The organism is Streptomyces ureilyticus (genome assembly GCF_011045025.1).
Taxonomy (GTDB): domain Bacteria; phylum Actinomycetota; class Actinomycetes; order Streptomycetales; family Streptomycetaceae; genus Streptomyces; species Streptomyces ureilyticus.
The window spans coordinates 1-26,182 of sequence record NZ_JAAKZX010000043.1; the positions used below are offsets into that span (position 1 = coordinate 1).

At 69.6% G+C, this 26,182-nt stretch carries 24 protein-coding genes; 13 read left to right on the plus strand and 11 right to left on the minus strand.

Translation table 11 applies throughout. The annotated features are described in order from the left end of the window. Positions 1 to 140 precede the first annotated feature (140 nt). From G6048_RS16090 to G6048_RS16100, 3 genes are read right to left on the minus strand one after another with little or no spacing between them, the layout of a single operon-like run. A complete protein-coding gene (locus tag G6048_RS16090) occupies positions 141 to 554 on the minus strand; it encodes a RidA family protein (RefSeq protein ID WP_165340219.1) in 414 nt (137 codons plus the stop codon). Beyond that, positions 551 to 1,324, minus strand: a complete 774-nt coding sequence (locus G6048_RS16095) for an IclR family transcriptional regulator (protein ID WP_165340220.1) — start codon at positions 1,322 to 1,324, stop codon at positions 551 to 553. Before G6048_RS16095 ends, G6048_RS16090 begins: the two co-directional genes overlap by 4 nt. After that, complete coding sequence (locus G6048_RS16100) at positions 1,321 to 2,856, minus strand: sugar kinase (protein ID WP_165340263.1); 1,536 nt, start codon at positions 2,854 to 2,856, stop codon at positions 1,321 to 1,323. The genes G6048_RS16095 and G6048_RS16100 overlap by 4 nt, the downstream gene beginning before the upstream one ends. 184 nt (positions 2,857 to 3,040) lie before the next feature. On the opposite strand from G6048_RS16100, the gene G6048_RS16105 reads away from it, so the two are divergent. Beyond that, positions 3,041 to 4,372: an amino acid deaminase gene (locus G6048_RS16105; protein ID WP_165340221.1), complete on the plus strand. Its 1,332-nt coding sequence runs from the start codon at positions 3,041 to 3,043 to the stop codon at positions 4,370 to 4,372. A 109-nt stretch (positions 4,373 to 4,481) separates the two neighbouring features. After that, positions 4,482 to 6,104, plus strand: coding sequence for an N-acyl-D-amino-acid deacylase family protein (locus G6048_RS16110; RefSeq protein ID WP_165340222.1), 1,623 nt, complete (start codon positions 4,482 to 4,484; stop codon positions 6,102 to 6,104). A gap of 28 nt (positions 6,105 to 6,132) precedes the next feature. On the opposite strand, the gene G6048_RS16115 is transcribed toward G6048_RS16110, so the two are convergent. Together G6048_RS16115 and G6048_RS16120 are read right to left on the minus strand one after the other, a co-directional pair. Then, positions 6,133 to 7,080, minus strand: a complete 948-nt coding sequence (locus G6048_RS16115) for a S1 family peptidase (protein WP_165340223.1) — start codon at positions 7,078 to 7,080, stop codon at positions 6,133 to 6,135. A 156-nt stretch (positions 7,081 to 7,236) separates the two neighbouring features. Further along, positions 7,237 to 7,896, minus strand: coding sequence for a hypothetical protein (locus G6048_RS16120; protein WP_165340224.1), 660 nt, complete (start codon positions 7,894 to 7,896; stop codon positions 7,237 to 7,239). Positions 7,897 to 8,096: 200 nt separating this feature from the next. Between G6048_RS16120 and G6048_RS16125 the strand changes: the two genes are divergently transcribed. Further along, a complete protein-coding gene (locus tag G6048_RS16125; protein WP_165340225.1) occupies positions 8,097 to 9,308 on the plus strand; it encodes a pyridoxal phosphate-dependent aminotransferase in 1,212 nt (403 codons plus the stop codon). Positions 9,309 to 9,406: 98 nt separating this feature from the next. Then, positions 9,407 to 9,823, plus strand: a complete 417-nt coding sequence (locus G6048_RS16130; protein WP_165340226.1) for an SCO4983 family protein — start codon at positions 9,407 to 9,409, stop codon at positions 9,821 to 9,823. Between the two features lie 100 nt (positions 9,824 to 9,923). Here the strand turns inward: G6048_RS16130 and G6048_RS16135 are convergent, their stop codons facing one another. From G6048_RS16135 to G6048_RS16145, 3 genes are read right to left on the minus strand one after another with little or no spacing between them, the layout of a single operon-like run. Continuing rightward, entirely contained in the window at positions 9,924 to 10,478 is a 555-nt protein-coding gene (locus tag G6048_RS16135) for a hypothetical protein (RefSeq protein WP_165340227.1), read from the minus strand. Further along, on the minus strand, positions 10,475 to 12,262 hold the full coding sequence (locus tag G6048_RS16140; protein ID WP_165340228.1) for a caspase family protein: 1,788 nt from the start codon (positions 12,260 to 12,262) through the stop codon (positions 10,475 to 10,477). Before G6048_RS16140 ends, G6048_RS16135 begins: the two co-directional genes overlap by 4 nt. Further along, the gene (locus tag G6048_RS16145; protein ID WP_165340229.1) at positions 12,259 to 12,615 is read right to left on the minus strand and encodes an effector-associated constant component EACC1; all 357 of its coding nucleotides are present in this window, start codon (positions 12,613 to 12,615) and stop codon (positions 12,259 to 12,261) included. Before G6048_RS16145 ends, G6048_RS16140 begins: the two co-directional genes overlap by 4 nt. Positions 12,616 to 12,822: 207 nt before the next feature. Between G6048_RS16145 and G6048_RS16150 the strand changes: the two genes are divergently transcribed. The 5 genes from G6048_RS16150 to G6048_RS16170 all read left to right on the plus strand — a co-directional run bounded on the left by G6048_RS16150 (position 12,823) and on the right by G6048_RS16170 (position 17,731). Then, the gene (locus G6048_RS16150) at positions 12,823 to 13,896 is read left to right on the plus strand and encodes a hypothetical protein (RefSeq protein ID WP_165340230.1); all 1,074 of its coding nucleotides are present in this window, start codon (positions 12,823 to 12,825) and stop codon (positions 13,894 to 13,896) included. 13 nt (positions 13,897 to 13,909) lie between these two features. Next, complete coding sequence (locus G6048_RS16155) at positions 13,910 to 15,085, plus strand: toxic anion resistance protein (protein WP_408056139.1); 1,176 nt, start codon at positions 13,910 to 13,912, stop codon at positions 15,083 to 15,085. Beyond that, the gene (locus G6048_RS16160) at positions 15,082 to 16,638 is read left to right on the plus strand and encodes a vWA domain-containing protein (RefSeq protein ID WP_165340231.1); all 1,557 of its coding nucleotides are present in this window, start codon (positions 15,082 to 15,084) and stop codon (positions 16,636 to 16,638) included. The genes G6048_RS16155 and G6048_RS16160 overlap by 4 nt, the downstream gene beginning before the upstream one ends. Beyond that, a complete protein-coding gene (locus tag G6048_RS16165; protein ID WP_165340232.1) occupies positions 16,625 to 17,239 on the plus strand; it encodes a hypothetical protein in 615 nt (204 codons plus the stop codon). The genes G6048_RS16160 and G6048_RS16165 overlap by 14 nt, the downstream gene beginning before the upstream one ends. A 144-nt stretch (positions 17,240 to 17,383) precedes the next feature. Then, the gene (locus G6048_RS16170; protein ID WP_165340233.1) at positions 17,384 to 17,731 is read left to right on the plus strand and encodes a DUF190 domain-containing protein; all 348 of its coding nucleotides are present in this window, start codon (positions 17,384 to 17,386) and stop codon (positions 17,729 to 17,731) included. Positions 17,732 to 17,739: 8 nt separating this feature from the next. Here the strand turns inward: G6048_RS16170 and G6048_RS16175 are convergent, their stop codons facing one another. From G6048_RS16175 to G6048_RS16185, 3 genes are all read right to left on the minus strand, one after another. Beyond that, complete coding sequence (locus G6048_RS16175; protein WP_165340234.1) at positions 17,740 to 19,146, minus strand: cation:proton antiporter; 1,407 nt, start codon at positions 19,144 to 19,146, stop codon at positions 17,740 to 17,742. A gap of 140 nt (positions 19,147 to 19,286) precedes the next feature. Continuing rightward, positions 19,287 to 20,012 (minus strand): HNH endonuclease family protein, encoded by a 726-nt coding sequence (locus tag G6048_RS16180; protein ID WP_165340235.1) that lies wholly within the window; start codon positions 20,010 to 20,012, stop codon positions 19,287 to 19,289. 187 nt (positions 20,013 to 20,199) lie between these two features. After that, positions 20,200 to 22,023, minus strand: coding sequence for a phosphoenolpyruvate carboxykinase (GTP) (locus tag G6048_RS16185; protein WP_165340236.1), 1,824 nt, complete (start codon positions 22,021 to 22,023; stop codon positions 20,200 to 20,202). 339 nt (positions 22,024 to 22,362) lie between these two features. On the opposite strand from G6048_RS16185, the gene trhA reads away from it, so the two are divergent. The 4 genes from trhA to G6048_RS16205 all read left to right on the plus strand — a co-directional run bounded on the left by trhA (position 22,363) and on the right by G6048_RS16205 (position 26,121). After that, the gene (trhA, locus tag G6048_RS16190) at positions 22,363 to 23,079 is read left to right on the plus strand and encodes a PAQR family membrane homeostasis protein TrhA (protein WP_165340237.1); all 717 of its coding nucleotides are present in this window, start codon (positions 22,363 to 22,365) and stop codon (positions 23,077 to 23,079) included. A 111-nt stretch (positions 23,080 to 23,190) separates the two neighbouring features. Beyond that, positions 23,191 to 24,765 (plus strand): MFS transporter, encoded by a 1,575-nt coding sequence (locus tag G6048_RS16195; protein ID WP_165340238.1) that lies wholly within the window; start codon positions 23,191 to 23,193, stop codon positions 24,763 to 24,765. 4 nt (positions 24,766 to 24,769) lie between these two features. After that, entirely contained in the window at positions 24,770 to 25,402 is a 633-nt protein-coding gene (locus tag G6048_RS16200) for a TetR/AcrR family transcriptional regulator (protein WP_165340239.1), read from the plus strand. Further along, positions 25,399 to 26,121 (plus strand): Mut7-C RNAse domain-containing protein, encoded by a 723-nt coding sequence (locus G6048_RS16205; RefSeq protein WP_165340240.1) that lies wholly within the window; start codon positions 25,399 to 25,401, stop codon positions 26,119 to 26,121. Before G6048_RS16200 ends, G6048_RS16205 begins: the two co-directional genes overlap by 4 nt. Positions 26,122 to 26,182 lie beyond the last annotated feature (61 nt).

Below are 26,182 nucleotides of genomic sequence, written 5' to 3' on the forward strand. Positions count from 1 at the left end.
TCGCCGTACGGGGTGCGGGGTTTGTGGGGGGTGGTGCTGATGGCCGCCGGACGCGGGTTTGTATGTGGTTGCTCGCGTCCACGGGGCGGAGCCGCATATCGATACAGCCCCGCGCCCCTGAAGGGCGCGGGGTGGGGGACTTAGCTGTCCAGTACTGCCAATGCGTCGATCTCGACCAAGAGGCCTGCCGGCAGGCCCACGTAGACCGTCGTGCGGGCTGACGGCGGCCCGGTGAGGCCCTGCTCCTCGAAGTACTGGTTGTAAATCGCGTTCATGTCGGCGAAGTGGTCGACGTCCGTCAGGTAGACGCGGATCATCATCACGTCGTCCCAGGTCGCGCCGCCCTCCTCGAGGACCGACTTGACGTTGGCGAGGGTCTGGAGGGTCTGGTCGCGCAGGGTCGGGCCGGCGGGGGTCGGCGGCTGGCCCTCCACGGCCGGCAGGAAGCCGACCTGGCCGGCGACCTGGAGGATGTTCCCCTTCTTGACTCCATGCGAGAACTTGGCGGGCGGGGTGGTGTGGGTCTTCGGGGTGATGGCGGTCTTTTCCGTCATGAGCTCGCTTCCTTGAGGTCCTTGAGGGGTGTGGTGCCGGAGTACTCGCGGCTGATGGTCTCGGCCGTACGGCGCACCAGCGGGAGCAGCGTAAGGAGTTCGTCGGCGGTGACGACGACGTTCGGGGCGGAGACCGACATGGCGGCGACGGCGCGGCCGTCGGTGCCGCGGATGGGGGCGCCGACGCAGTTGATGGACTCCTCGTGGCCGCCTAGGTCGGTGGCCCAGCCCTGTTCGCGTACGGTCGCCAACTCCTGGAGGAAAGCGGGGGCGTTGGGGATCGAACGGGCCGTGTACATGGGGTAGTCGAGCTTCTCCGCGAGAGCGCGGCGCTCGGGCTCGGGCAGGTCGGCGAGCAGCAGCTTGGCGACGGCGGCCACGGTGATGGCGACGGGTTTTCCGATACGGGAGTACATGCGCACCGGGTAGCGGCTCTCGACCTTGTCGATGTAGAGGACCTCGCCGTCCTCGTACACGGCGAGGTGGACGGTGTGGCCGCACTGTTCGTTGAGGCGTACGAGATGAGGGTGGGCGATCTCGCGGATGTCGAGGTTCTCGACGGCTTCCTGGGCGAGGGCGAAGAGGCGGGCGCCGAGGCGGTAACGCTGGTCGGACTGGCGGTAGACGAGGCCGTGCTCGTGGAGGGTGCGAAGGAGGCGAAGCGCCGTGGACTTGTGGACGCCGAGCCGTTCGGCGACCTGGCCGAGGTCGGCGGGTCCCTCGGCGAGGAGCGGCAGGATGCTCAGGGCGCGATCGACGGTCTGGCTCATGGGGTACGTACCTCCTCCTTGGCCCGATCGGCTTGCGTCCAGCCGGGGCCGAGTCGAAGTGTCCCCCACGCGCCCTCGTCCAGCGCGACCAGCCGGTCGGCGTACTCGCGTGCCGGAGGGGCCCCGAGATCCCCGGGCACGGTGAGCACGGCGGCGGCCATGAGATGCCCGTGCCGGATGCGGTCCCGCACGGGGAGCCCGCGCAGGGTCGCGGACAGGAAACCGGCGGCGAAGGCGTCGCCGGCACCGACGTGGGCGACGACGTCGACGCGGAGGGCGGGGACGTGGGTGACGGTGTCGGGGAGGTGGCTGACGGGGAGGTGGGTGACGGTGTCGGGGCCGTGGAGTCGGCCGGCCGCCGGGGACCCGCCCGCCGCCGGCGCCGTCTCGACGGCCAGGCCGGCTCCCGGGCTACGGACAGCACCGGCTTCGCCGGACGCGTCGTCGTGCGACTCGCCGGCGTGGAACCGGCCGGCCGGGCCGACTCCCGGACGGCGGACGGCCCCGGCTTCGCCGGACGCGTCTTCGTGCGACTCGCGTTGGAAGACGGTAGCGCCCCGACCGCCCTCCTCGGACACGTCGTCATGCGGCTCGCGTTGGAAGACGGTGGCGCCCCGGCCGCCCTCCTTGACGACCAGCAGACGCGGCTCCGGCAGCGCCGCGCGGATCGCCGCGGGGCCGCCGGTGACGCCCCAGGCGGCCTCGGCCTCGTCGGCGCCCACGAAGACGAGATCGCTGCCGCGGGCGAGGTCGAGCAGGATCCCGCCCGCCTCGGCCCGGTCGTGCCAGAGGTCGACGCGGTAGTTGACGTCGAAGGAGACGAGGGGGCGGCCGGGGCGGGGTGCCGTGAGTTCGCGGAGAAGGGCGAGGCAGTCTTCGGAAAGCGCGGCGGTGATGCCGGAGAGGTGGAGCACGCGGCCGGAGCGGATCTCCTCACCCGGCATGTTCGCGGGGGACATCGCGGAGGCGGCGGAACCCGCGCGGTAGTAGACGACCTCGGCGGGCAGGTCGCCCTCAGCGCCACTGTCGGAGCCCCGAGCCCTGTCAGAGCCCCCGGCCCTGTCAGAGCCCCCGGCCCTGTCGGAGGCCCTGGCCGTGTCGGAGCCCCCGGCCCCGTCGGAGACCCCGGCGGCGTCCGGTTCACGGAGATTCCCCGAGCCACGCACGCCGTCCGCGCCCCGCGATCCTCTCGCCCCGCCCACGCCCCGCGCAGGGCCCGCGTCCGCGGTGAGCGCCCGCTCCCCCGCCGTACGGAAGTAGATGCCCGTAGGCCGGGACGGGTCGATCCGGACGGCGCTCGTGTCGACGCCATGGGCGGCGATGCGTTCCACCAGGTGCCGGCCGAAGCCGTCGGCGCCCACCCGGCTGACCCATCTCACGGAGTGCCCGGCGGTAGCCAACCCGCACGCCACGTTGGACTCCGCTCCGCCGATGCCCCGGTCGAAGGACGGTACGTCGGCGAGACGTCCCGGCCGGGAGGGCAGGAACGTGACCATGGACTCGCCGAGCGTGACGACGTCTACGACGTCCATGGCGTCCACGGCGGCATCGGTGCGAGCGGGTCCGGTGGGGGTGACGATGGCGGAGGCTCCTCGTGGGTTCGCGGGTCGCAGCGGCTCCGTTGACCCGGCGTTGGCCGAGATGTTAAACAGCACTGAGCGCTATACGCAATGAGCGTTGCATATAGTGCAATACCTTAGGAAGCAGGGAGGCTCCATGGCCACCGCCGACACCCCCGCCGGCACCGCCGCCGACACCGCCGCAGAAGGCGCACACCGGCTCTCCGCGCTCGCCGAGGAGCTCGTCGACCACCGCTTCAAGGGCCTCCCTCCCGACGCCGACGGCCTGACGGTCGGCGAGCTGACCGCCCAGCGCCGCAACCTCTTCACCGACGGCTTCACCACCCCCGTCCTCGCCCTCTCCGCCGAGCGCCTGGAGCACAACCTCCAGCTCATGGAGACGTATGCGACCCGCCACGGACTCGCCTTCGCCCCGCACGGCAAGACCTCGATGGCACCCCGGCTCTTCCACCGCCAGATCGAGTACGGGGCCTGGGGCATCACCCTCGCCGTACCTCACCAGGTGCGGGTGGCCCGCGCCTTCGGCATCCAACGCGTCTTCCTCGCCAACGAGTTGGTGGACCCGGCCGCATTGAAGTGGGTCGCGTCCCAGCTCACCGCCGACCCGAACTTCCAGCTCATCTGCTACGTGGACTCCGTACGCGGCGTCGAGCTGATGGACGCGACGCTGCGCGCGTCCCGCAGCGGAGCCGACCGCCCCGTGGACGTCGTCGTCGAGCTGGCCGCGGGCGACGGCGCCCGCACCGGCGTCCGTACGGAGGCGGAGTGCGCGGCCGTCGCGGACGCGGTGGCCGCGACGGACACGCTGCGTCTTGTGGGCGTGGCGGGTTACGAGGGCGAGGTGCCGGACGCGACCCCGGAGCGGGTGCACGCGTGGCTCCGCCGCCTCACCGCACTCGCCGCCGACTTCGACAAGGCGGGCCGCTTCGCCGGAGCGGGCCTGGACGAGATCGTGGTCAGCGCGGGCGGCAGCGCCTGGTTCGACGCGGTGGCCGACGTCTTCGACGGGATCCCCGAACTCTCCCTTCCCGTACTGAAGTTGCTGCGCTCCGGAGCGTACGTCTCGCACGACGACGGCCACTACCGCCGGATCACCCCCTTCAACCGCGTCCCCGACGAGGGCGCCCTCCACCCCGCCTTCCGCCTCTGGGCGCAGGTCGTGTCCCGCCCCTCCCCCGAGCAGGCCTTCATCAACGCGGGCAAGCGGGACGCGGCGTACGACCTGGACCTCCCCTCCGCCCAGGTGGTGCGCTCCGGCGGCGAAGAGCACCCGGCGACCGGCATCACGGTGACCGGACTCTCCGACCAGCACGGCTGGCTCCGTACGACTCCGGAGGCGGACCTGCGCGTGGGCGACTGGCTCGGCCTCGGCCTCTCCCACCCCTGCACGTCCTTCGACAAGTGGCAGCTGATCCCGCTGGTGGAGGCGGATGGCACGGTGGTGGACTACGTGCGCACGTTTTTCTAGCCCCACCCAGCCGCTCGCCCTTCGTCGGGGCAAGCCCCCGACACCCCCAGGGACGCGCTGGAGGCGCGAACAACTCGACAGCTCGGGCGGAGCCCGGAAAGGCGGCACCATGGATCTCGTCATCCGCGACGCGGAAGTCGTCGACGGCAGCGGTGAGCCCTCCTACCGCGCCGACGTCGCCGTCGAAGGCGGCCGTATCACCGCGATCGTCAAAGAAGCCGCGGCGGCCGGCTGTCTGCGCCCCACCGCCACCCGCGTCCTCGACGCCGAGGGCCTCGTCCTCTCCCCCGGTTTCATCGACATGCACGCCCACAGCGACCTCGCCCTGCTCCGGGACCCGGACCACAGCGCGAAGGTCGCCCAGGGGGTGACCCTCGAAGTCATCGGGCAGGACGGGCTGTCGTACGCGCCGGTCGACGACCGTACGCTCGCCGAGGTGCGCCGCGCGATCACCGGCTGGAACGGACACGGCGACGACATCGACTTCACCTGGCGGTCGGTGGGCGAGTACCTGGACCGCCTCGACCACGGCTTCGACGGCGAGGGCATCGCGCTCAACGCGGCATACCTCATCCCCCAGGGCACCGTCCGCATGCTGGCCGTCGGCTGGGACGACCGCGAGGCGACACCCCAAGAGCTCGACAGGATGCGGCAGTTGGTGGCCGAGGGGATGGGCGAGGGCGCCGTGGGCCTGTCCTCCGGGCTGACGTACACCCCCGGCATGTACGCCAAGGACGCCGAACTCACCGAGCTGTGCCGGGTGGTGGCGGAGTACGGCGGCTACTACTGCCCGCACCACCGCTCGTACGGAGCGGGCGCCCTGGACGCGTACAAGGAGATGGTGGAGCTGACGCGCACCGCCCACTGCTCCCTCCATCTCGCCCACGCCACCATGAACTTCGGCGTGAACAAGGGGAAGGCCCCGGACCTGCTGGCGCTCCTCGACGAGGCACTCGCGTCAGGGGCCGACATCAGCCTGGACACGTACCCCTACACCCCCGGCTGCACAACTCTCGTGGCGATGCTGCCCAGTTGGGCGAGTGAGGGCGGCCCGGAGGCGATCCTCGCCCGGCTGAAGGACGAGGACACCGCCGAACGGATCCGCCACCACATGGAGGTCGTGGGCGCGGACGGCTGCCACGGCGTCCCCATCGAGTGGGACACCATCGAGATCTCGGGCGTGACGAACCCGGCCTTGGGTGACCATGTCGGCCGTACGGTCCAGGAGTCGGCGGCCCTGCGCGGCGAGACCCCCTGGACGACCGCCCGCCGCCTCCTCCTCGACGACGGACTCGGCTCGACGATCCTGCAGCACGTCGGCCACGAGGAGAACGTTCAGGAGATCATGCGCCACCCCGTCCACACCGGCGGCTCGGACGGCATCCTCCAGGGCGACAAACCGCATCCGCGGGCGTACGGGACCTTCCCGCAGTACCTCGGCCGGTACGTACGGGAGTTGGGCGTCCTGGGCCTGGAGGAGTGCGTCGCGCATCTCACCTCGCGCCCGGCGGCCCGGCTGAGGCTGCCGGACCGCGGACTGGTGCGCGAGGGGTACCGGGCCGACCTGGTCCTCTTCGACCCGGCCACGGTGGCGGCGGGCTCGACGTTCGAGGAGCCGCGCACGCTCCCGACCGGCATCCCGTACGTCCTGATCGACGGCCGTTTCGTCATCGAGGACGGCCGGCGTACTGACGTAATGGCGGGGCGGGCGGTCCGCCGTACTGCCACGTGACCGCCCGCCGAAGACGTCATTGCGCAAGCTACGGCTTGGGCAGGGTGCACCCGGGCCGGCTCAGGTCGATCTTGTTGTCGAGCCCGACGCAGGGGACGATGTTGTACGTCTGCTGCCCGTAGTTGATGCCCTCGCGGACGGTGATGTTGCCGCTCTCGTCGACCTCACAGGGGTTGTTGTCGGTGCAGCGGGCGCCGTCCTCGTTGCCGGTGTTGTTGACGGCGACGACCTTGCCGGTGGCGTCGTCGACGACGGGCGAACCGGACGTGCCGCCGATGGTGTCGCAGGCGGAGGTGTAACGGACCGAGTCCTTCCAGGTCCAGGCACCCTCGCGCAGGCGGTGCGCGAAGCCGTCGACGCTGCAGCTGTAGATGCGCTTCCAGTAACCGGAGACGACGCTTATGTCGGTTCCGGCTGCCGGGCGCGCGGCGCTGAGCTCCAGGGCCTGGATGTCGTACGAGTCCTGTATCTGCTGGTACGTGCTGGTCAGCTGATACAGCGAGACGTCGGTGTCCGTCATCGTCGCGTACGCGATCTTGTCGGCGCGGAGTGTCGCCACGCGCGAACCGGCCGAGTTGAGCAGCCCGAAGGTGCGGCTGGAGGGCTGGTCGACGATGACCTCGCCGGGCTCCGGGAAGCCGGCCTCCAGGCAGTGGCCGTTGGACATCACGAGGGCGGGATCGTTCGCCTCCGAGTCGGGCATGCGCACGACGGAGCCGGAGCAGTTGCTGAGCGAGACCGTGCCTGCGAAGTCCACGGCCTGGGCCTTCGGCGTGGTGACCCGGGACAGGTTCGCCGTGGTGGACGTGACCGCGTCATGGGCCACCGATGTGACCGTGTCCGTGTCCACGCCCTTGCCCGCGGTCGACGCCGATGCCGTGGGCTCGGCCGCCACGGCGGTGGCCGCACCGGCGGGTACCGCGCCGAGCCCGGCAAGAGCCAGGGCACTGAGCGCGGCGATGAGAGGTTTTCTCATGTGGGGGTCCTCTCTTACGACTTGGGCGACCGGAGAATTTCCGGTCGCCCGCAGCATTGTCATGCGCATTGTGATCGCGAGAGGGGTGAATGAGCAAGGAGTTGCATCACGCCGCCGGTTGGGGTTGGTTCACGCCGTACGGCCTGGCGGTTGCCGCTACTTGGGGCGCTTGGTGGCTCCCTGCCCACGACCGGCGTTGCCATTCCCCTTGTCCGGCTCGCTCGTTGGGGCGGCGGCCGTGGTCGAGGGTGTCCCTGTGGCGGGTTCGCCGGAGCCATCGGACTCGTCGGACCGGGAGTCGCTCGGTGAGGGGCTCACCGCGTCCTGGTCCGAGGCACTGTCCGACGCCTCGGACGCCGACCCGTCCGAGGCCTTGGCCGACGCTCCTGACGGGTCGTCGACCAACGGGGCGGTCGAGCCGGGTTCGTCCGTGGCCGAGGAGGACTGCTGGGCCTTCGGCGCCTCTTGGTCCTCCTTCTCGGAGGGCTCGGAACCGAAGAGCCCGGAGATCGCGACGGCGAAGATCCCGGCGACGGCCACACCGGCCGCGACGGCTCCGCGCCTCTTCATCCGGACCCGGCGGCGGCGCATCAGCCGCTCGTGACGCCCTACGTCATCGGGTACGTCATCGGGGAGATCCGCGTTCCCCGCATCCTCCGCGGGCTCGATGCGGACCGTGTCGTCATACGTGTTCTGCCACCCGTGCGCGACCGCCGGATCCGCGTACTCGTCGTACGGCGGAGCCGCCTCGCCGTACGGGTGGTACACAGGCGGCGCGCCTTGACCTTCGACGTTCTCCCGGTACGCGTCGTTCACGTCGCGCGCACCGGCTGGCTTATTCGCGGCCTGGGCGTCGTGCGTACTTCTGCCGCGCTCTGTGTCCGGAACATGGAGGTGGATTGTAGAGAAAAGAGGGGCCTGTGGTGTAACTGGGGACGATATCAACCCAAACCATCACGTCTCGCGTGGTGGAAAACACGTCCCACGAAGCGTTACGCGGCCGTAAGCTCGCGGGCATGCAGGTGATCCAGTCGACCAAGCTCGCCAACGTCTGTTACGAGATCCGGGGCCCGGTTCTCGAGGAGGCGATGCGACTCGAGGCGGCCGGCCACCGCATCCTGAAGCTGAACACCGGGAATCCGGCCGCATTCGGCTTCGAATGCCCGCCCGAGATCCTCGAGGACATCCTCCGCAACGTGTCGTCGGCGCACGGCTACGGCGACGCGAAGGGCCTGCTCGCGGCACGCCGGGCCGTCGTCATGCACAACCAGACCCTCGGCATCGAGACGGACGTCGAGCACGTCTTCATCGGCAACGGCGTCTCCGAGCTGATCGTGATGGCGATGCAGGGCCTGCTCGACGACGGCGACGAGGTCCTCGTACCCGCGCCCGACTATCCGCTGTGGACGGCCGCGGTATCACTGTCCGGCGGCACGGCCGTGCACTACCGCTGCGACGAGCAGTCCGACTGGATGCCGGACCTCGCCGACATCGAGCGCAAGGTCACCGACCGGACCAAAGCGCTCGTGATCATCAACCCGAACAACCCGACGGGCGCGGTATACGACGAGGCGATGCTGCGCGGCCTGACGGACATCGCGCGCCGGCACAACCTGCTCGTCTGCTCCGACGAGATCTACGACAAGATCCTGTACGACGACGCCACGCACACCGCGACCGCCAAGATCGCCCCGGATCTGCTGACGCTCACCTTCAACGGGATGTCGAAGGCGTACCGCGTGGCGGGCTACCGGGTGGGCTGGATGTCGATCTCCGGGCCGCGGGCGCACGCCGACTCGTACATCGAGGGCCTGACGATCCTGGCGAACATGCGGCTGTGCGCGAACATGCCCGGTCAGCACGGGGTGGTCGCCGCGTTGAGCGGGCGGCAGACGATCGAGGATCTGGTGCTGCCGGGCGGGCGACTGCGGGAGCAGCGGGACGTCGCGCATGAACTGCTCACGCAGATTCCGGGCGTGACGTGTGTGAAGCCGAAGGGGGCGCTGTATCTCTTCCCGCGGCTCGATCCGAAGGTGTTCAAGGTCAAGGACGACCGGCAGCTGGTGCTGGATCTGCTGCGGGCCGAGAAGATCATGGTGGTGCAGGGGTCGGGGTTCAACTGGCCGGAGCCCGATCACTTCCGGGTCGTGACCCTGCCGACGGCGCGGGATCTGACGGACGCGGTGACGCGGATCGGGAACTTCCTGGACGGCTACGGCCAGCCGTGACGCTGCGTGAGCCTATGACTCTCTTTCGCGAACCGACTCAACTTTAGACTGAATCTAAGCTAGGATGGCTTCCTGTCAGAGCACAGGAGGCCGTCCCCATGTACGAACCGATCCGCACCAAGTCGGTCCACACACCGGTCGGCAGCGCCGACTTTCCGCACCGGTCGCGGGAGGAGGAGCTGGACATCCAGCTCGCCGGGCATCTCGGGGCGTTGCTTGCGGTGACGGATGAGTTGCGTGGGCTTGAGTCGTCGGCCGACCTGGACGCGGCCGCCGAACGGCTGGCCACGGAGGTGGCGCGACTGCGTGGCGGCCGGCCGCCGGTCCGCACGTCGTCAGGTCTGCACGAGCCGCGGCTCGTCGCGCTCCACGAGCGCGCGCATGCCCTTGCCGGGCGCGCCCTCGTCGTGGCGGCGTCCCGAGCGGATACGGCGGCGGCGATCCTCGCGGCGGAGCGCATGGACGCGCATGCCGCCGCGCTCGCCGGCACCGCGCGGGAACTCGCCCCGCACTGAGCCCTCCGGGCTCCCCTCGATCGGCCCCGGTCCGCGCGCACCCGCAGCGACGCGCGGACCGGGCGCCATCTGCATCCCGGCGGCGGGTGCCCCGGACGGCTCAGTCCAGGAGGTTGTAGTCCACGCTCGGGCGCACCCTCGGGTCCGACCAGGTCAGGGCGAAGGACGGGCAGACCTCGGTGCCGCCGTCCCACCAGGCGCTGAGCCTGATCCGGGCGGGGATACCCTCGGTCTCCAGGCCGGTCTCCAGGTCGTACGTCCGCAGCCACTTCAGCCGGCCGGACCCGATCCGCGTGCCGTCGGCGCGGGCTTCCCAGTGGATCGTCCGGTCGGCGCAGCCCTCGGGCACCTCCACGTGCAGATCGCCCTCGAGCGAGGCGCTCCTGCCGCCACCGAGACGGATGGGCACGGAGAAGGTGGTTTCGACGCGGCGCCGGACGTCCCAGGCGTAATCGAAGTCGGTGGAGCCGCCGTGCTCGTTCGCGTGGATCTCGACCGCCGTCTGGGGTCGCGTACCGGAGGCGTACGTCAGATCACGGGGGTCGCCCGTGGTGTTGACGAACATGACATAGCCGGCGATCAGCATGACGAGGAACCCGAAGCACCCCAAGCCGCCCCCGGCACCCGCGCCCACGTCCATCCGGTCGTTCATCATGCGACGAAGTCGAAACTCTTGGACAGCCGGGGGTCTTTCCACACCAGACCGAAGCTTTCGCAGGAGCCGCTGCCGCCGTCCCACCAGGCATTGACGGACACCTTGCCGGCCGGTTCCGCCAGGGCGTGGTCGATCTTCACCGTATGTTCCGGCTTCCCGGTCAGGGTGCCGTGGCCGATCCGTTCGCCGTCGACGGAGACCACCCAGTCGGTCTTCCGCTCCTCGCACCCGGTCGGCACGCGGACCGTGAGATCGCCCAGCAGACGGTCGGTCGCGCCGTCCTCGTCGGGCTGGAAGGTGCTCTCGACACCCTCCGTGACGTCCCAGACATAGGTGGGACCGCTCGTGCTCGAGTTCCAGCTGTCGTGCTGCGACTGTCCGGCCAGGGCGGGCTTCCGGCCACTGTCGTAGGCCAGCGACACCTCGCCGAGGCTGAACAGCCACACGATCACGGTGTAGAGGACGGCCAGCACAACGATCACGGCCAAGGCGCCGAGCCCCCAGCCGGTGGCGGACACCGGGGCCGGTGGCGGGCTGGGCGGCGCCGTCCTGCCACCCGAGCCCGGCGGCTTCGCCACCGTCGTGGTCGTGCCCGCCGCCACCTCCACCTTCTCCTCGGCCCGCTCCGGCTCCCTCTCCTTACTGAGCTCCTCCAACTGCCTCTGCAGTACCCCGAGTTCCGTGCGCAGCCACCGAAGCTGCTCCTCCGCCTCCGCCAACTCGGCTTCGACGGCATGGCTATAGCCCCCCGCGTGCTCCAACTGGCTCCGTAACAGCTGCACCTCCTCCCGCCAGTACAGAAGTTGGACCTCCATGTCCGGGGCGGACCGCTGGGCGGCGCGGCGCAGCGCGTGCAGCCGGGTCAGTTCCGCCTCGGGCAGTACGACGCCGTGGTCGCCCAGAGCGTCGACGAACTCCCTGGGCGCGACCCGCTCTCCGCTCAGGTAGCGGCGTACGGGATGGGGCTCGTCCGGGAGCCGTGACACATCGGCGCCGGCCCGCTCGACCGCCTCCCGCAGCGCCGTCGCATAAGCCTCCGCCTGCGGGCTCGGGGCAGGGGTCCAGGTGTTGCGGACCAGGGCGATGTGCTGGCCGAGATCGCGGGCCCACTGCTGCGGCTCGGGACGGGATTTGCTGAGCAGCTTCCTTCGTACGTGCAGGAATACGGTGCCCATGTCGAGGATGTCCGGCCCGTCGGGCACCCCTTCCTCGGCCGCCGCGAGGAGTTCACCGGTGAACGCCGTGTACCGCTCGTCCTCCGGGGCCATGGCCGTCCGCGTCGCCGAGGACGCCGTCAGCAGATACGTGCCCTCGATGGCGGTGAGGTCCGCGAGCGCCGGCGCCTCGCCCATGAAGCCGCGCATGGCCATACCGCCGTAGCAGCAGTCGAGGACGACGACACTGCGCCGTGCCCGGCACGCGTGGACGAGGGGGCGGAGCTGGTCGTAGGCCACGGAGTCCCAGAGCCGCTCCGGGTGCGTGTTCGGCAGTCCCAGGTGCAGGCTCGACTGCTGCGACAGGAGCCCGTGCCCGGCGAAGTACACGAGCAGGGCGTCGGTCGCCTCCTCCGCTGCCGCGCTCACCGCGTCGAGGACCCGGACGTGGGACTCCGGACCGGACAGGACGACGCAGTGCTCGCGGGCCAGGCCCCACGACTGCGATCCGGTCAGCAATGCGGTCATGCCGGCGAGGTTGTGGGTGACCGAGGGCAGATCGTCCAAGTGCGTGTAGGTGTCGACACCGATCAGTACGGCCCGGGAGGCGGCCGGGTCGGGCAGGGTCACCGGTCCGTGTCCGCCGCGCCGGGACGCAGCAGCTCCACGATCCGGGCCACCGTCTCTTCGTCGGCCCCCGTCACGGTGACCGACCGGCCCTCGACCGTGATGGTGACCGGCGCGGCGGTGGGGCGGGCGTTGCGCCAGTTCGCGTACGCCAGAGCCAGGTTGAGCGCGCTGAAGGACTGGCCGAGCACCAGGTTGACGACCTCGACGGCCCCCATGGTCCGGCCGTCGGAGCGTGGGGAGCCGAGCGTCACGTCCGTGTGCCGCCGGACGGCCGGGTCCTGCCGCAGCCACCGGTACAGGTCGAGCGTGGTGAGCACGCCATCGTCCGTCGCGGCACTCAACTGAACGTGCATCGCGTCCCCTTCACCCTGCCGAGGCGGACCACCGTAAGAGGAATGCCCAGGATGGACAAGGAGTTCACACTGTCCTCACCAGGCCCCGGGCGGAACGCCTCGGGGTGCGGCGGTGTGGCCGGTTCCGTTGTGTACCGGGACGGGTGTGTCACCCCCCGTTCACCCCCGACGCCGGGGAACTTTGGGTTCCGCGAGCACTCTCCCGGTGTGAGAAGAATCGTCGCAGTCGTCCTGGCGGTATTCCTCATCGGCGGAGTAGCAGCAGCCGTCGTAGCGGGCCGCGAAGACCAGGACAAGAGCACGGCAACGAAGACCGTGCGAGGAGTGATCGGATCGGAGAAGGCCGAGTTCTTCGCCGACCCCGACGTGGTGAAGGCCCTCGCTGCAAAGGGCTACACCGTGGAAACGGAGACATCGGGTTCCTGGGCCATGGAAGGCCTGGACCTGAAGGGACACGACTTCGCGTTTCCGGGCAGCCAGGCGCCCGCCGACGAGCTGGCGAAGAAGTACGGCGCACGGCAGCCCCTGCCGCGCCCCTTCTATTCACCCCTCGTGGTCGTGGCGCACCCCAACGCCGCCGAGGTACTGGCCGCGAACGGACTCGCGACCGTCAACAAGGGCAACGGCACCCTGAAGATGACCGCCTATCTGAAGGCGGCGCAGGCCAACAAGACGTGGCAGCAGCTCAAGGATGCGGACAAGTACGGGGAGTTGACGGGGACGCTGTTCGTGTCCACCACCGACCCGACCAGTTCGAACTCCGGCGCGCTCTACCTCGCCGCCGCCTCGTACGTCGCCGCCGGCGGCCGGGTCGCCGCCGACACCTCCGCCGTCGACGAGACCGCGCCCCTGATGCGCAAGCTGGTCAGCGTCCAGGGCGCCCAGCAGACGAGCTCGGACGCGACGTTCCGGGACTTCATCAGCGGGGTGGGCAATCCGCTCGTCCTCGTCTACGAGTCCCAGGTCGCCTCGATGCTCATGCGGGACCGGTCCCTCGACGACCTGACGGTCCTCTACCCGGACACCACCGCCAACAGCGACCACACCGTCGTACCCCTCACCGAAGAGGGCCGGGCGCTCGGTGAACTCCTCAGCACCGACAAGCAGTTGCGCAAGCTGGCGGTGCGGCACGGGTTCCGGCCGCAGGGCGCGAGTGCGGAGTTCACGGCGGCGACCGCCGCCCACACCACGTATCTGAACCAGAAGCTGACCGGCGTCCGGCAGGCGCCCGTGCCCGCCTCCAAGGTGCTGCACGAGATGGCACGCCAGGCGCGGGGCTAGGGGGAAACTGCAAGTGACCAGTGACAACGAAGACTTCGTCCTCACTCCGCCCGCGCCCGTCGCGGCCGTGCCGAAGGACAAGGCCGGCGGGCTCGTACCCGTCGACGAGTCGGTCCGTACGGACATGGCGCGCAAGGCCGAGGAGTACGTCGGCGGGCTCGCCGCCCTCGACGCCCGCTCCCCCGAGTTCGCGGGGAAGATCGGGGAGATCGTCGCCCTCGGCTCGGGCGAGATGCGCGCCGCGTCCGCGCAGTCCAACCGCATGCTGGACCGTACGATCCGCAGCCTGCCCTCGAACGGCGAGGACGCCCAGTCCCGCGTCTCGTCCTCGCTCGTCGAACTCCGGCGTACGGTCGAGGACCTGGACCCGCGCGACCTGCCCGCGGGCAAGGGCCGCAAGCTGCTGTCCAGGCTCCCCGGCGGCAACAAGCTGCGCGACCATGTCGCCAAGTACGCCTCCGCTCAAGGCACGTTGAACAAGATCGTGGGCTCCCTGCGCGGTGGCCAGGACGAGCTGCGCCGCGACAACGCGGCCTTGCAGACCGAGCGGGTCCGCCTCTGGGACACGATGGGCAAGCTCCAGGAGTACGTCGTCCTGACGCAGGCCCTGGACGAGGCAGTCGAGCAGCACGTCGCCGGCGTCGAGGCCGCGGATCCGGCGCAGGCCGACACCCTGCGCGCCGATGTCCTTTTTCCGGTGCGCCAGAAGCACCAGGACCTGCTCACCCAGCTCGCGGTGTGCGCGCAGGGCTACCTGGCCATGGATGTCGTACGCCGCAACAACGAGGAACTGATCAAGGGCGTCGACCGCGCGGCCACCACCACCGTGTCCGCGCTGCGCATCTCGGTGATGCTGGCCTCCGCCCTCGACAACCAGCGCCAGGTCGTCGAGCAGGTCAACGCGCTGCGCGGCACGACGGAGGACCTCATCCGCGGCAACGCGGAGATGCTCGCCACCCAGTCCGGCGAGATCCAGCGCATCGCCGCGGATCCGGCGGTCGGCGCGGAGACGCTGCGCAGCGCCTTCCAGCAGATCTACCGGACGCTCGACACGATCGACCAGTACAAGGCCCAGGCCACGGAGACGATGGCCGCCACGGTGGAGTCGCTGACCTCCGAACTCCAGCACGCCTCCGCGTACTTGGAGCGGTCGCGGTCGCAGGGCGCGCTGGAAGGAGGGCTCGGATGAGGGGAAGAAAGACGCTCCTGGCCCTGGCCGCGATCCTGTCACTCACCACCGCCTGCACGGGGACCCCGAAGGAGGACGACGACTCGAAGCCGGAGGGCGAACCCGGTACCGTGCGCGTCCTCGCCTCCAGCGAGCTCGCCGACATGACCGAGGCCCTGGCCAGCGCCGACGTCCAGGGGGAAACGGGCGTCAAGCTCGAGTTCACGTACACCGGCACCCGCGACGCCGTCGACCAGCTCGCGTCCGGCCGGGCGGGCGGCCGGTACGACGCGGTATGGCTGGCGTCGAACGACTATCTGCGCCTCAACCCGGCAGCCGCGAAGAAGCTCGTGTCCGAGACCCCGATCATGGCCAGCCCGGTCGCGATCGGCGTCAGGTCCGACGTCGTGAAGCGCCTCGGCTGGAAGCCGGATGACGTCACCTGGTCCCAGGTGCAGCGAGCGGTCGCGGACGGCAAGCTGACGTACGGCATGACCGACCCGGCTCGCTCCAACTCCGGTTTCTCCGCGCTGGTCTCGGTGGCCTCGGCACTGTCCGGTGCCCAGTCGGCCCTGACGGACGACGACGTGCGGAAGGCCACGCCGGAGCTGAAGACGTTCTTCGCGGGGCAGCGGCTCACGTCCGGCTCCTCCGGCTGGCTGGCGTCCGCGTATGAGCGCCGGGGCACGGTGGACGCGCTCATCAACTACGAGTCGGTCCTCGCCAAGATGAAGGACATGACGGTGATCCGTCCGCGCGACGGCGTCCTCACGGCCGACTATCCGCTGTCGTCCCTCGCCGGCACGGACCCGGCCACCCGTGACAGGGTCCGCCGTGTCGCCGACCACCTGCGTGAACCGATGAGTCAGTGGTACATCGCGGAGTTCACCGGGCGCCGCCCCGTCGTGGCCGCCGCGCTGGAGTCGCACTCCCCCGGCCCGAGCGACAGACGCCGCGAACTTCCCTTCCCGGCAAGCCGATCCGTCGCCGACGGACTCCTCGACGCCTACGAGAACAAGCTGCGCCGACCCTCGCGCACGGTGTACGTCCTCGACACCTCGGGCTCGATGCGCGAGGACGGCCGGCTTGACCAGCTGAAGAAGGCGCTCACCGCCCTGACGAGCGACTTCCGCGACCGGGAGGAGGTGACGCTGATGCCGTTCGGCTCCACCGTCAAGAGCGTACGGACGCATGTGGTGCGGCCCGAGGATCCGCGGACGGGTCTCGACGGGATCCGCCGCGACGCCGAGGCGCTCACGGCCTCCGGGGACACGGCGATCTATACGTCGCTGGAGAAGGCGTACGAGCATCTCGGCGCCGATGACGACGCGTTCACGTCGATCGTGCTGATGACGGACGGCGAGAACACGGCGAGGGCGGGGCCGCGGGACTTCGACGGCTTCTACGCCGGACTGCCCGGCGAGCAGCGGGAGATCCCGGTCTTCCCGATCGTCTTCGGCGACTCCGACCGGGCGGAGCTGGAGCACATCGCCGAGCTGACCGGCGGCCGCCTCTTCGACGCCCGGAAGGGCTCGCTCGACGGCGCCTTCGAGGAGATCCGTGGCTACCAGTAACTTCTTCGCGAAGTCCTTCGCGTACCTGGAGTCCCGCAAGAACCTCACAGGCAGTGCGCTGGGCATCGTGGGTCTTGGGCTGACGTTCACGGGGCTGGCGGGGGCGTACTGGCCGGTCGTGGTCGCGGGTCTGTACGGCGCGGGCGCGCTCCTCGCCCCGCCGGAACGCCCGCCGCTGCCGGACTTCCCCGACCCGTCGGCCCAACTGGACGAATTGCGCGACGACTTCGGCAAGCTGCGCGACTACCTCGCCGACATCGAGCTGCCACCCGCGGCCTCCGGCCGCCTCACCGAACTGACGGAAATCCTCACGGCCCTGCTCGCTCCCGGCTGGGTCACGGAGGTGCTCGCCCAGGACGCGGAGGGCGTGCACGCGCTGTCCCGTACGGTGCGCCAGGACGTGCCGGAGGCCGTGGACGCGTACGTGCGGACGAGGTGGTGGACGCGGCTGACGCCGGGCACGGATCCGCCGGAGCGGCACCTGGAACGCCAACTCGCGCTGTTACAGGGTGAGATGGAGGAGCTGACGGCAAGCCTGAGAGAGGTGGAGGCTCGTCGCCAGGAGTCACATACGCGGTATCTGGAGGACCGTTCCAACTGAGCTCAGCGGCTGCCGGCCCGGGGCGGCGGTGGCCACGATGCACCGACCGGGTCGGCCGTTCCTCGGCATCGGTGTGTTGGGCGGTTTCACCACGCTTCCCTCCTACGCTGTCGACTCTTGGGTGCCTCTCGAACGGAGACGGGCATGACTGGCTCGATGAGCAACGGGCTGCGGGTGACGGTTTTCACCGGGGACGGGGACCTGTGGCGCCGCAAGCCGCTGTCCAGCGAGATCGTCCACCGGGCTCGCAAGGCGGGGCTGGCGGGGGCGAGCGTGTTCCGGGGGTTCGAAGGTTTCGGAGCCTCCTCACTGATCCACACCACCCGGCTGCTGTCGCTGAGTGAGAATCTGCCGGTCGCGGTGGTGATCATCGATGAGGAAAGCCGCATCCGGGCGTTCCTGCCGGAGCTGAACGAGCTGGTGGGCGGGGGCCTGGTGGTCGTGGACAAGGTCGAGATCATGCGCCCGGTCGGCAGGGAGCCCGCAAGCTGACCTGGGGATCAGTGGGGCGTCGAGCGGGTCTCCGGTGGGATCACCGCCGTCACGGAGGGCGGTTCACCGGGCAGCGACTGGTGGCCGACCAGGGCCTCCTCCGGTACGTGCGGCCGGTCCGAGGAGACGAACGTCGGGTCCTTCGAGAGCACCCGGGTCAGCCATGCGCCGGCGAGTTGGGAGGTGAGGATGGACAGCAGCACGAGCGCGACGAAGAACTGGCCGTTGATGACCCCTGCGCCGAAGGTCACCGATGCCACGACGATGCCGGGGCCGCCGCGGGCGTTCATCGCCACCGCGAAGTGGGTCGACCAGGACGGAGTCTTGCCGGCCAGGCGCGCGCCCACCCACACGCTGCCGAACTTGATCACACAGGCGAGGACGAACAGCTGGCCGAAGAAGACCAGATCCAGGTTCTGGACCAGGTCGAGACGGAAGCCGACGAGCGCGAAGTAGATCGGCACGAAGAAGGCCAGCGAGAAACCCCGCACCGCGCTCAGGCCGGGTGAAACCGTCTTCCCGTCGTCCTTCTTCTCGGCCATGGCGATGCCCGCAGTGAGCGCGCCGAAGATCGGATCGATCCCCAGGCCCATGCAGCTCAGGCAGAGCGCGAACAGGAACACCAGGCGGAACGCCGCGGGACTGCGCCGCTCCAGCGCACTGAGCGGACCTGTGGCGAGCCATTGGAACACCGCCCGGCCTCCGGCGAGGAAGACCGCGAAGAACAGCACCGACGCACCCACGTAGTAGGCCACGTCCCAGCCGATCGAGTCGCTGGGGAGCAGGGCGGGCAGCCCGTAGGAAGTGTCCGCCTGGATGTGGGCGAGCCCGAGGATCACCGCCAGGACGACATAGAGGAGAACGTCTTCGACGACGGCGACCGTGAGCACCGTGCGGGCGAAGAGGCTGTCCATGATGCCGAGATCCATCATGATCCGGGAGATGACCGGGATGCTGGTCACGGCGATGGCCAGGCCCAGGACGAGGGAGATGCTCATGGCGGATCCGTGCGGGCCCACCAGGGCTTCGGGGTCGACCGCCTGCGCGATGGCCAGGCCCCCGGCGAAGGGGATCATCAGGCCTGTGACGGTGGTGTAGAGGACGGTCCTGCGCTCCGCCCCCAGACTGCTCTGGCGCATCTCCAGCCCGGCCAGAAAGACCATCAGAATCGTACCGAGCTGGTAGACCGCGCCCAGCACATGAGCGGTGGGACCGGAGGGCGGTATCAGCCAGCCGGCCACCGACGGGGCTATCAAGCCGAGGGCGGTCGGCCCCAGCAACAGTCCCCCCACGATCTCCCCGATGACCGGAGGCTGACGCAATCGCGCGAACACGTAGGCGCCAAGGTGCGCCGCCAGCAGGAACACGGTCAGCACGATCAGGATTTTTGCCACTTCGGCAGCGGTGAGGGACATGGGCTTATCTCCGGCTCATTTACGACATGCGTGGTGTTTCCGGCGTTCAACTGACAGGGGCTCGCCCGCCGTTCGGGCGGCGGGCGAGCCCCTGCCTGTGAGCGTTACGAGGTTCAGGACCCGGCGGATCGACCAACCCTTCACGGGCAGGTGTCCAGCATCGAGCTGAGTGCGGCCTTCTCTTGCGCGGTGACAGAGAGCCCGTAGGTGAACTTCACATGGGTCCAGGCCCTGCCGTACACGCAGTGGTAGGCGGTGTTCGACGGGACCCACTGGTCGGGCGACTGGTCGCCCTTCTTACTGTTGGCCACTACCGAGACGGCGACGAGCTGCGTGGTGGACAGGTCGTTGGCGAATTTGTGGCGCCGCGCCGGGCTCCACTTGTCCGCTCCCGAGCGCCATGCGTTGGCCAGAGGCACAACGTGATCGACGTGAACCTGCGACGGCGTGGTGAGGATCCGGTCGTCGTAGGGACTGTGCCATTGCTGTGCGGCCGCCTGGACCTGTGTGCCCAGGCCCGCAGCCTTGGCATCGCGATGGATCACGACCTGTTGGGTCTCGGCCCAGCGGTCCTCGATGGCCCAGTGTTCGAACTTGTCCCTGCTGTATCCCTTCAGCGAGTGCGGAGCCTCAACGGTGAGGGCAGCGAGTTCCTTACGGACCACGTCGGCGTTCGGCGCCTCGGGCACCATATGCCGCTGGCCAAGGAGTCGTGCCGACGCCGGCTGGGAGGACGTCGGCGCGGACGCCGGTTCGGTCGGCCAGATCAGGGCTACGGCCAGAACGACCGGTATAGGGAGGAACGCTGCGACCAATGCGATGGCCACGCGATAGCGGCCTGACAGGTCTATGTGTGATTTTCCCATACAGGAATTGATATCTCCTGTATGCGCAGTTTGCGGACTTAAATTAGCCCAAAAGTGGTGAATTGGCCGAAGGTTGGCGTCATCCGTCAGGTTCGCTCAACTGGCCCGCGCAGCCGGGAGGCCGGGGCCCGCACGCCGTCGTGCGGGCCCCGGCCTCCGGGGGTGGTGCTCAGGGACGGGCTGGGCGTCAGCCCAGGCGCTTCACCAGCGCCCGGTACTCGTCCCAGAGTTCCGTCGGCGTGTGGGAGCCGAAGGTGTTGAGGTGGTCGGGGACCAGCGCCGCCTCCTCGCGCCAGACGTCCTTGTCGACGGTGAGGAGGAAGTCCAGCTCGGACTCGGAGAGGTCGAGATCCTCCGTGTCCAGGGCGGCCTTGGTCGGAAGGATGCCGATCGGCGTCTCGACGCCCTCCGCCTTGCCGTCCAGCCGGTCCACGATCCACTTCAGAACGCGGCTGTTCTCACCGAAGCCGGGCCACACGAACTTGCCCGCGTCGTTCTTGCGGAACCAGTTCACGTAGTAGATCTTCGGCAGCTTGGACGCGTCCTTGTCCTTGGCGACGTCGATCCAGTGCCCCATGTAGTCGCCCATGTTGTAGCCGCAGAACGGCAGCATGGCGAAGGGGTCGCGGCGCAGTTCGCCGACCTTGCCCTCGGCGGCGGCCGTCTTCTCGGAGGCGACGTTCGCGCCCAGGAACACGCCGTGGTTCCAGTCGAAGGACTCGGTGACCAGCGGGACCGCCGTGGCGCGACGGCCGCCGAAGAGGATCGCCGAGATCGGCACGCCCTTCGGGTCCTCCCACTCGGGCGCGATGATCGGGCACTGGGAGGCGGGGACGGTGAAGCGGGCGTTCGGGTGGGCGGCGGGAACCTCGGACTCCGGCGTCCAGTCGTTGCCCTTCCAGTCCGTGAGGTGGGCGGGCGTCTCCTCGGTCATCCCCTCCCACCAGATGTCACCGTCGTCCGTCAGCGCGACGTTGGTGAAGACGGAGTTGCCCCACAGCGTCTTCATCGCGTTGGCGTTGGTGTGCTCACCGGTGCCGGGCGCGACGCCGAAGAAACCGGCCTCGGGGTTGATCGCGTACAGACGGCCGTCCTCACCGAACCGCATCCAGGCGATGTCGTCGCCGATGGTCTCGACGGTCCAGCCACGGACGGTGGGCTCCAGCATGGCGAGGTTCGTCTTGCCGCAGGCGCTCGGGAAGGCGGCGGCGACGTACTTCGACTCGCCCTGCGGCGGCGTCAGCTTCAGGATGAGCATGTGCTCGGCCAGCCAGCCCTCGTCGCGCGCCATGACGGAGGCGATGCGCAGGGCGTAGCACTTCTTGCCGAGCAGCGCGTTGCCGCCGTAGCCGGAGCCGTACGACCAGATCTCGCGGGTCTCCGGGAAGTGCGAGATGTACTTCGTGGAGTTGCACGGCCACGGCACATCCTCCTGGCCCTCCTCCAGCGGCGCCCCGAGCGTGTGCACAGCACGCACGAAGAAACCGTCGGAGCCGAGCTCGTCCAGAACCGCCTGGCCCATACGCGTCATCGTGCGCATGGAGACGGCGACGTACGCGGAGTCGGTGATCTCGACGCCTATCGCGGACAGCGGCGAGCCCAGCGGGCCCATGCAGAACGGCACGACGTACATGGTCCGGCCACGCATCGAGCCCCGGAAGACACCCTGCTCGCCCGCGAAGATCTCCCGCATCTCGGCGGGGTCCTTCCAGTGGTTCGTCGGACCCGCGTCCTCCTCCTTCTCGGAGCAGATGAAGGTGCGGTCCTCGACCCGGGCGACATCGGTCGGGTCGGAAGCCGCGTAGTAGGAGTTGGGGCGTTTGATCGGGTCGAGTTTCTTGAAGGTGCCCTTACGGACGAGCTCCTCGCTCAGTCGCTCGTATTCCGCCTCTGAGCCGTCACACCAGACCACGTTGTCCGGCTGCGTGAGTTCCGCGATCTCGTTGACCCACGAGATCAGTTCCTGGTGGTTGGTGGGAACGGCAGGGGGAGCCGCGATGTCGCGCGCCACGGTTGCTCCTAGATGAGGGATTTTGTTGTCGAATGCCCCTTGGGGGCCGCGGCCCGGATGCTTCGTCTGGATCATGGCGCTCATCCGGTGCCGACCGCACTCATTTGATCATCCGACGCGTTTGCGCATATGTCCAGAGCGCCGCACACCTGAGCAGACGTGACCATCGCCACGCTATTCCCCCCGGGGGTTTAGTGGCTATTGTCTGCTTCGCCCGCAATTCGTCGTAGCGAAGCGAGCCGGCCAGCCCTCAAACCCCGGTGAGAGGAAGGCCACTTGGCCCTTATCACATGACCGAACTGATTCAGGACTTACGGTTCCGTAGGTACGATTCGGCCTATGACTGCGTCCGCCTCCGACGCGCCCTTGGAGTCGCCGACCACCGGCCGCGTCTCCGCCGCGCTCTCCCATCTGCCGCATCCGGTCAAGCCCAAGCTCCGGGGCTGGCTGCATGCCGGGATGTTTCCGGCCGTGCTCGTCTCCGGCCTGGTCCTGACCGCCCTCACGGAATCGACGCGCGGACGCATAGCCTGCGGGATCTTCGTCCTGACCGCCTGCCTGCTCTTCGGCGTGAGCGCCATCTACCACCGGGGGGACTGGTCGCCGCGGGCCGACGGCGTACTGCGCCGGCTCGACCACGCGAACATCTTCCTGATCATCGCGGGGACGTACACACCGCTGACGATGCTGCTCCTGCCGGACGCCAAGGGGCAGTGGCTGCTGTGGGGCATCTGGGGCGCCGCCATCGCGGGCATCCTCTTCCGGGTGTTCTGGGTCGGCGCCCCGCGCTGGCTCTACACCCCCTGCTACATCGCGATGGGCTGGGCGGCCGTCTTCTTCCTCCCCGACTTCATGCGCACGGGCGGGATCGCCGTCCTCGTCCTGGTGATCGTCGGTGGCCTGCTCTACAGCGCGGGCGGCGTGATCTACGGCCTCAAGCGCCCCGACCCGTCGCCGCGCTGGTTCGGCTTCCACGAGGTGTTCCACTCGTTCACGCTGGTGGCGTTCGTCGCGCACTACATCGGGATCTCGATCGTGGCGTACCAGCACGGGTAGCCCATCGACTTTGCTTTCAGTGGCCGCGGCTCTTGAGCCGCGGCCACTTTCGTATGCCCACGCACGCCCACCTATTGACGGGCACCATCTTTTGAGAGCTACTCTCATTTCATGGTTCCTGTCACTCCACGGGTCGAGACCCCGCCCGACCCCCGTCGCTGGTGGGCCCTCGGCGCCCTCGTGGCGAGCATGCTCGTCCTGGGCTTCGACCTGACGATCCTCAACGTCGCGCTGCCGACGATGGCCGAGCAGCTGGGGGCCGGCACGGGTGAGCTCCAGTGGATCGTGGACTCGTACGTCGTCGTGTTCGCGGCGCTGATGCTGCCCGCCGGACTGCTGGGCGACCGCTTCGGACGGCGCAGGATGCTGATCGCGGGGCTCCTCGTGTTCCTCGCCGGAGCCCTGTTCGGCACCCTCGTCTCCACGCCCGAGCTGGTCATCGCGGCCCGAACGGTCATGGGCGTGGGCGCCGCGCTGGTGATCCCGCTCGGGCTGTCGGTGCTGCCGTCGATGTTCGGGCCGGAGGAGCGCAGCAAGGCGGTCGCCGCCGTCACCGCCTCGATGGCCGCGGGCATGCCGCTCGGGCCGCTCGTCGGCGGGCTGCTGCTGGACCACTACTGGTGGGGATCGATCTTCCTGATCAACATCCCGATGGTCGCCATCGGCGTCGCCGCCTGCCTCTTCCTGCTGCCCGAGTCCCGCGACCCGGCGACGCCGCGCGTCGACGTCCTGTCCACCGCGTACAGCGCGATCGGTCTCGGCGCCCTGGTGTTCGGAATCATCGAGGCGCCCGAGCGTGGCTGGGGCAGTCCGCTGGTCCTCGGCTCGTTCGCGCTGTCCGCGGTGCTGCTGGCCGCCCTCGTCGTACGGGAGCGCCGGGCCGTGCGGCCGATGCTGGATCTGAAGCTGCTCGGGCACCGCGGTTTCCTGTTCAACAGTCTGGCCGCGACGCTCGGCACCTTCGTCTTCTCGGGGCTGCTGTTCATGCTGCCGACGTACCTCCAGGAGGTCGGCGGCAGCGACGCGTTCGGCACCGGGCTACGGCTGCTGCCGATGATGGGCGGACTGATGGTCGCCGCCCGGATGAGCACACCGCTGGCGCGGCGCATGGGGCCACGCCCTGTGGTCACGGCGGGCCTGGCGGTGCTGTGCTTCGCCGCACTGCTCGGTTCGCGCACCGAGGCGGACAGCGGGTACGGGTTCACCGCGCTTTGGCTGACCATCGCTGGACTGGGCTTCGGCCTCGCGATGGTGCCCGCGATGGACGCGGCGCTCGGCGGGATCCCCAAGGACGAGGCGGGCAGCGGGTCCGGGCTGCTGATGACGCTGCGGCAAGTGGGCGGCGCGATCGGCATCGCGCTGCTCGGCAGCCTGGTCGCCAGTGCCTACGGCGACCGGATCGATACCTCGGGCCTCCCCGCCGCGGCCGCGGACGCGGCACGCGAGTCGCTGACCGGCGCGCACGCGGTCGCCGAGCGGCTCGGGCTGCCCGGCCTCGCGCGCTCCGCCGACGCCGCGTACGTGGACGGCATGGGCACGGTCCTGGTGGTGTGCGGCATGGCGGCGCTGGTGACCGCCCTGCTGACGGCGGCGCTGCTGCCGAACGCACGGCCCGCCAAGGCGGAGGGGGCAGCGGAGGGCGAGACTCCGGCCATGGCTCGTACCGAATCCGATGGCGGACAATGACGGAATGACCACGGCACGAACCTCCCTCCCCGAAGCCGCCCGGCACCTGAGCCTGCGGGAGCGCAAGAAGCTCAAGACGCGCATCGCGATCAGGAACGCCACGTATGAGCTGATCGAGGAGCAGGGGTACGACGCCACGACGGTCGAGCAGATCGCCGATCGCGCGGAGGTCTCGCCGAGCACCGTCTTCCGGTACTTCCCGACCAAGGAGGACATCGTCCTCACCGACGAGTACGACCCCCTTGCCGTGGACCTGCTGCGGTCGCGTCCGGCGGACGAGAGCCTGCTCGACTCCTTGCGGTCCATCATCCGCCAGTCGATGACCATGGCGATGACCGACGACCCGAGCTTCGTGGAACGCGAGATGAAGCTGCGCCTCCGCCTGATGACAGAGGTCCCCGCCGTGCGCTCCCGGGTCATGGAAAGCATGTCCCTCACGGGCCGCCTGCTGTGCCGCGCGGTCGCGGAACGCACCGGCCGGGACGAGAACGACCTGGAGGTACGGGTCTACACGATGGGCCTGATGGGCGCCCTCCTCGAAGCAAGCATCTACTGGACCGAACACGACTACCAGGGCGACCTGCTGGACCTGATCGACCGCACCCTCGCCACCTTCAAGGACCTCCCCAAGCGATGAACGGACCGGAGATCCACGTCGAGTTCGCCCCCGCGCTGGGTATGTTCGTGCCGCAGAGGCGGCGGGTGGGGGCCACGGAGGTTGTCACCGACGGGGTCTCCACGCTGGGGCATGTCGTGGAGTCGCTGGGGGTGCCGTTGACGGAGGTCGGAGGGCTCGTCGTGGACAGGCGTGAGGTGTCCGTGTCGTACGTGCCCGCGGCGGGCGAGTCGGTCGAAGTGCGGGCCGTTGCCCGGCCTCAGCGGGTGTCGGGGGCGCCGCTGCGTTTCCTGCTCGACGTGCATCTCGGGACCCTCGCCCGGCGGCTGCGGCTGCTGGGCGTGGACGCGGCGTACGAGTCCACCGACATCGGCGACCCGGCCCTCGCCACCCGCTCGGCGGCCGAGCGGCGCGTGATGCTCAGCCGCGACCGGGGCCTGCTGCGCCGACGCGAGCTGTGGGCCGGTGCGTTCGTCTACAGCACGCGGCCCGATGAGCAACTCCGGGACGTACTGGGGCGGTTCGAGCCGGAGCTGAAACCGTGGACCCGCTGCACGGCTTGCAACGGCCTGCTCAAGGAAGCCGTCAAGGACGACATCGCCGACCGGATCGAGGGCGGGACGCAGCGGTCGTACGACGTGTTCGCGCAGTGCGAGGAGTGTGGGCGGGTGTATTGGCGGGGCGCGCATCACGACCGCCTTGAGGCGATCGTGACGCGCGCCGTTGCGGAGTTTGGTTAGGCCGGTTCGCTACTGGGGCTGTGCCAATGTGCGGCTCCGCCGCGGGGCACGACCAGCCTCC

Coding starts and splice junctions, on each gene's coding strand:
- G6048_RS16090 (WP_165340219.1), bottom strand. CDS start 554: ATGACGGAAAAGACCGCCATCACCCCGAAGACCCACACCACCCCGCCC.
- G6048_RS16095 (WP_165340220.1), bottom strand. CDS start 1,324: ATGAGCCAGACCGTCGATCGCGCCCTGAGCATCCTGCCGCTCCTCGCC.
- G6048_RS16100 (WP_165340263.1), bottom strand. CDS start 2,856: ATGGACGTCGTAGACGTCGTCACGCTCGGCGAGTCCATGGTCACGTTC.
- G6048_RS16105 (WP_165340221.1), top strand. CDS start 3,041: ATGGCCACCGCCGACACCCCCGCCGGCACCGCCGCCGACACCGCCGCA.
- G6048_RS16110 (WP_165340222.1), top strand. CDS start 4,482: ATGGATCTCGTCATCCGCGACGCGGAAGTCGTCGACGGCAGCGGTGAG.
- G6048_RS16115 (WP_165340223.1), bottom strand. CDS start 7,080: ATGAGAAAACCTCTCATCGCCGCGCTCAGTGCCCTGGCTCTTGCCGGG.
- G6048_RS16125 (WP_165340225.1), top strand. CDS start 8,097: ATGCAGGTGATCCAGTCGACCAAGCTCGCCAACGTCTGTTACGAGATC.
- G6048_RS16130 (WP_165340226.1), top strand. CDS start 9,407: ATGTACGAACCGATCCGCACCAAGTCGGTCCACACACCGGTCGGCAGC.
- G6048_RS16135 (WP_165340227.1), bottom strand. CDS start 10,478: ATGATGAACGACCGGATGGACGTGGGCGCGGGTGCCGGGGGCGGCTTG.
- G6048_RS16145 (WP_165340229.1), bottom strand. CDS start 12,615: ATGCACGTTCAGTTGAGTGCCGCGACGGACGATGGCGTGCTCACCACG.
- G6048_RS16160 (WP_165340231.1), top strand. CDS start 15,082: ATGAGGGGAAGAAAGACGCTCCTGGCCCTGGCCGCGATCCTGTCACTC.
- G6048_RS16170 (WP_165340233.1), top strand. CDS start 17,384: ATGACTGGCTCGATGAGCAACGGGCTGCGGGTGACGGTTTTCACCGGG.
- G6048_RS16175 (WP_165340234.1), bottom strand. CDS start 19,146: ATGTCCCTCACCGCTGCCGAAGTGGCAAAAATCCTGATCGTGCTGACC.
- G6048_RS16180 (WP_165340235.1), bottom strand. CDS start 20,012: ATGGGAAAATCACACATAGACCTGTCAGGCCGCTATCGCGTGGCCATC.
- trhA (WP_165340237.1), top strand. CDS start 22,363: ATGACTGCGTCCGCCTCCGACGCGCCCTTGGAGTCGCCGACCACCGGC.
- G6048_RS16195 (WP_165340238.1), top strand. CDS start 23,191: ATGGTTCCTGTCACTCCACGGGTCGAGACCCCGCCCGACCCCCGTCGC.
- G6048_RS16200 (WP_165340239.1), top strand. CDS start 24,770: ATGACCACGGCACGAACCTCCCTCCCCGAAGCCGCCCGGCACCTGAGC.
- G6048_RS16205 (WP_165340240.1), top strand. CDS start 25,399: ATGAACGGACCGGAGATCCACGTCGAGTTCGCCCCCGCGCTGGGTATG.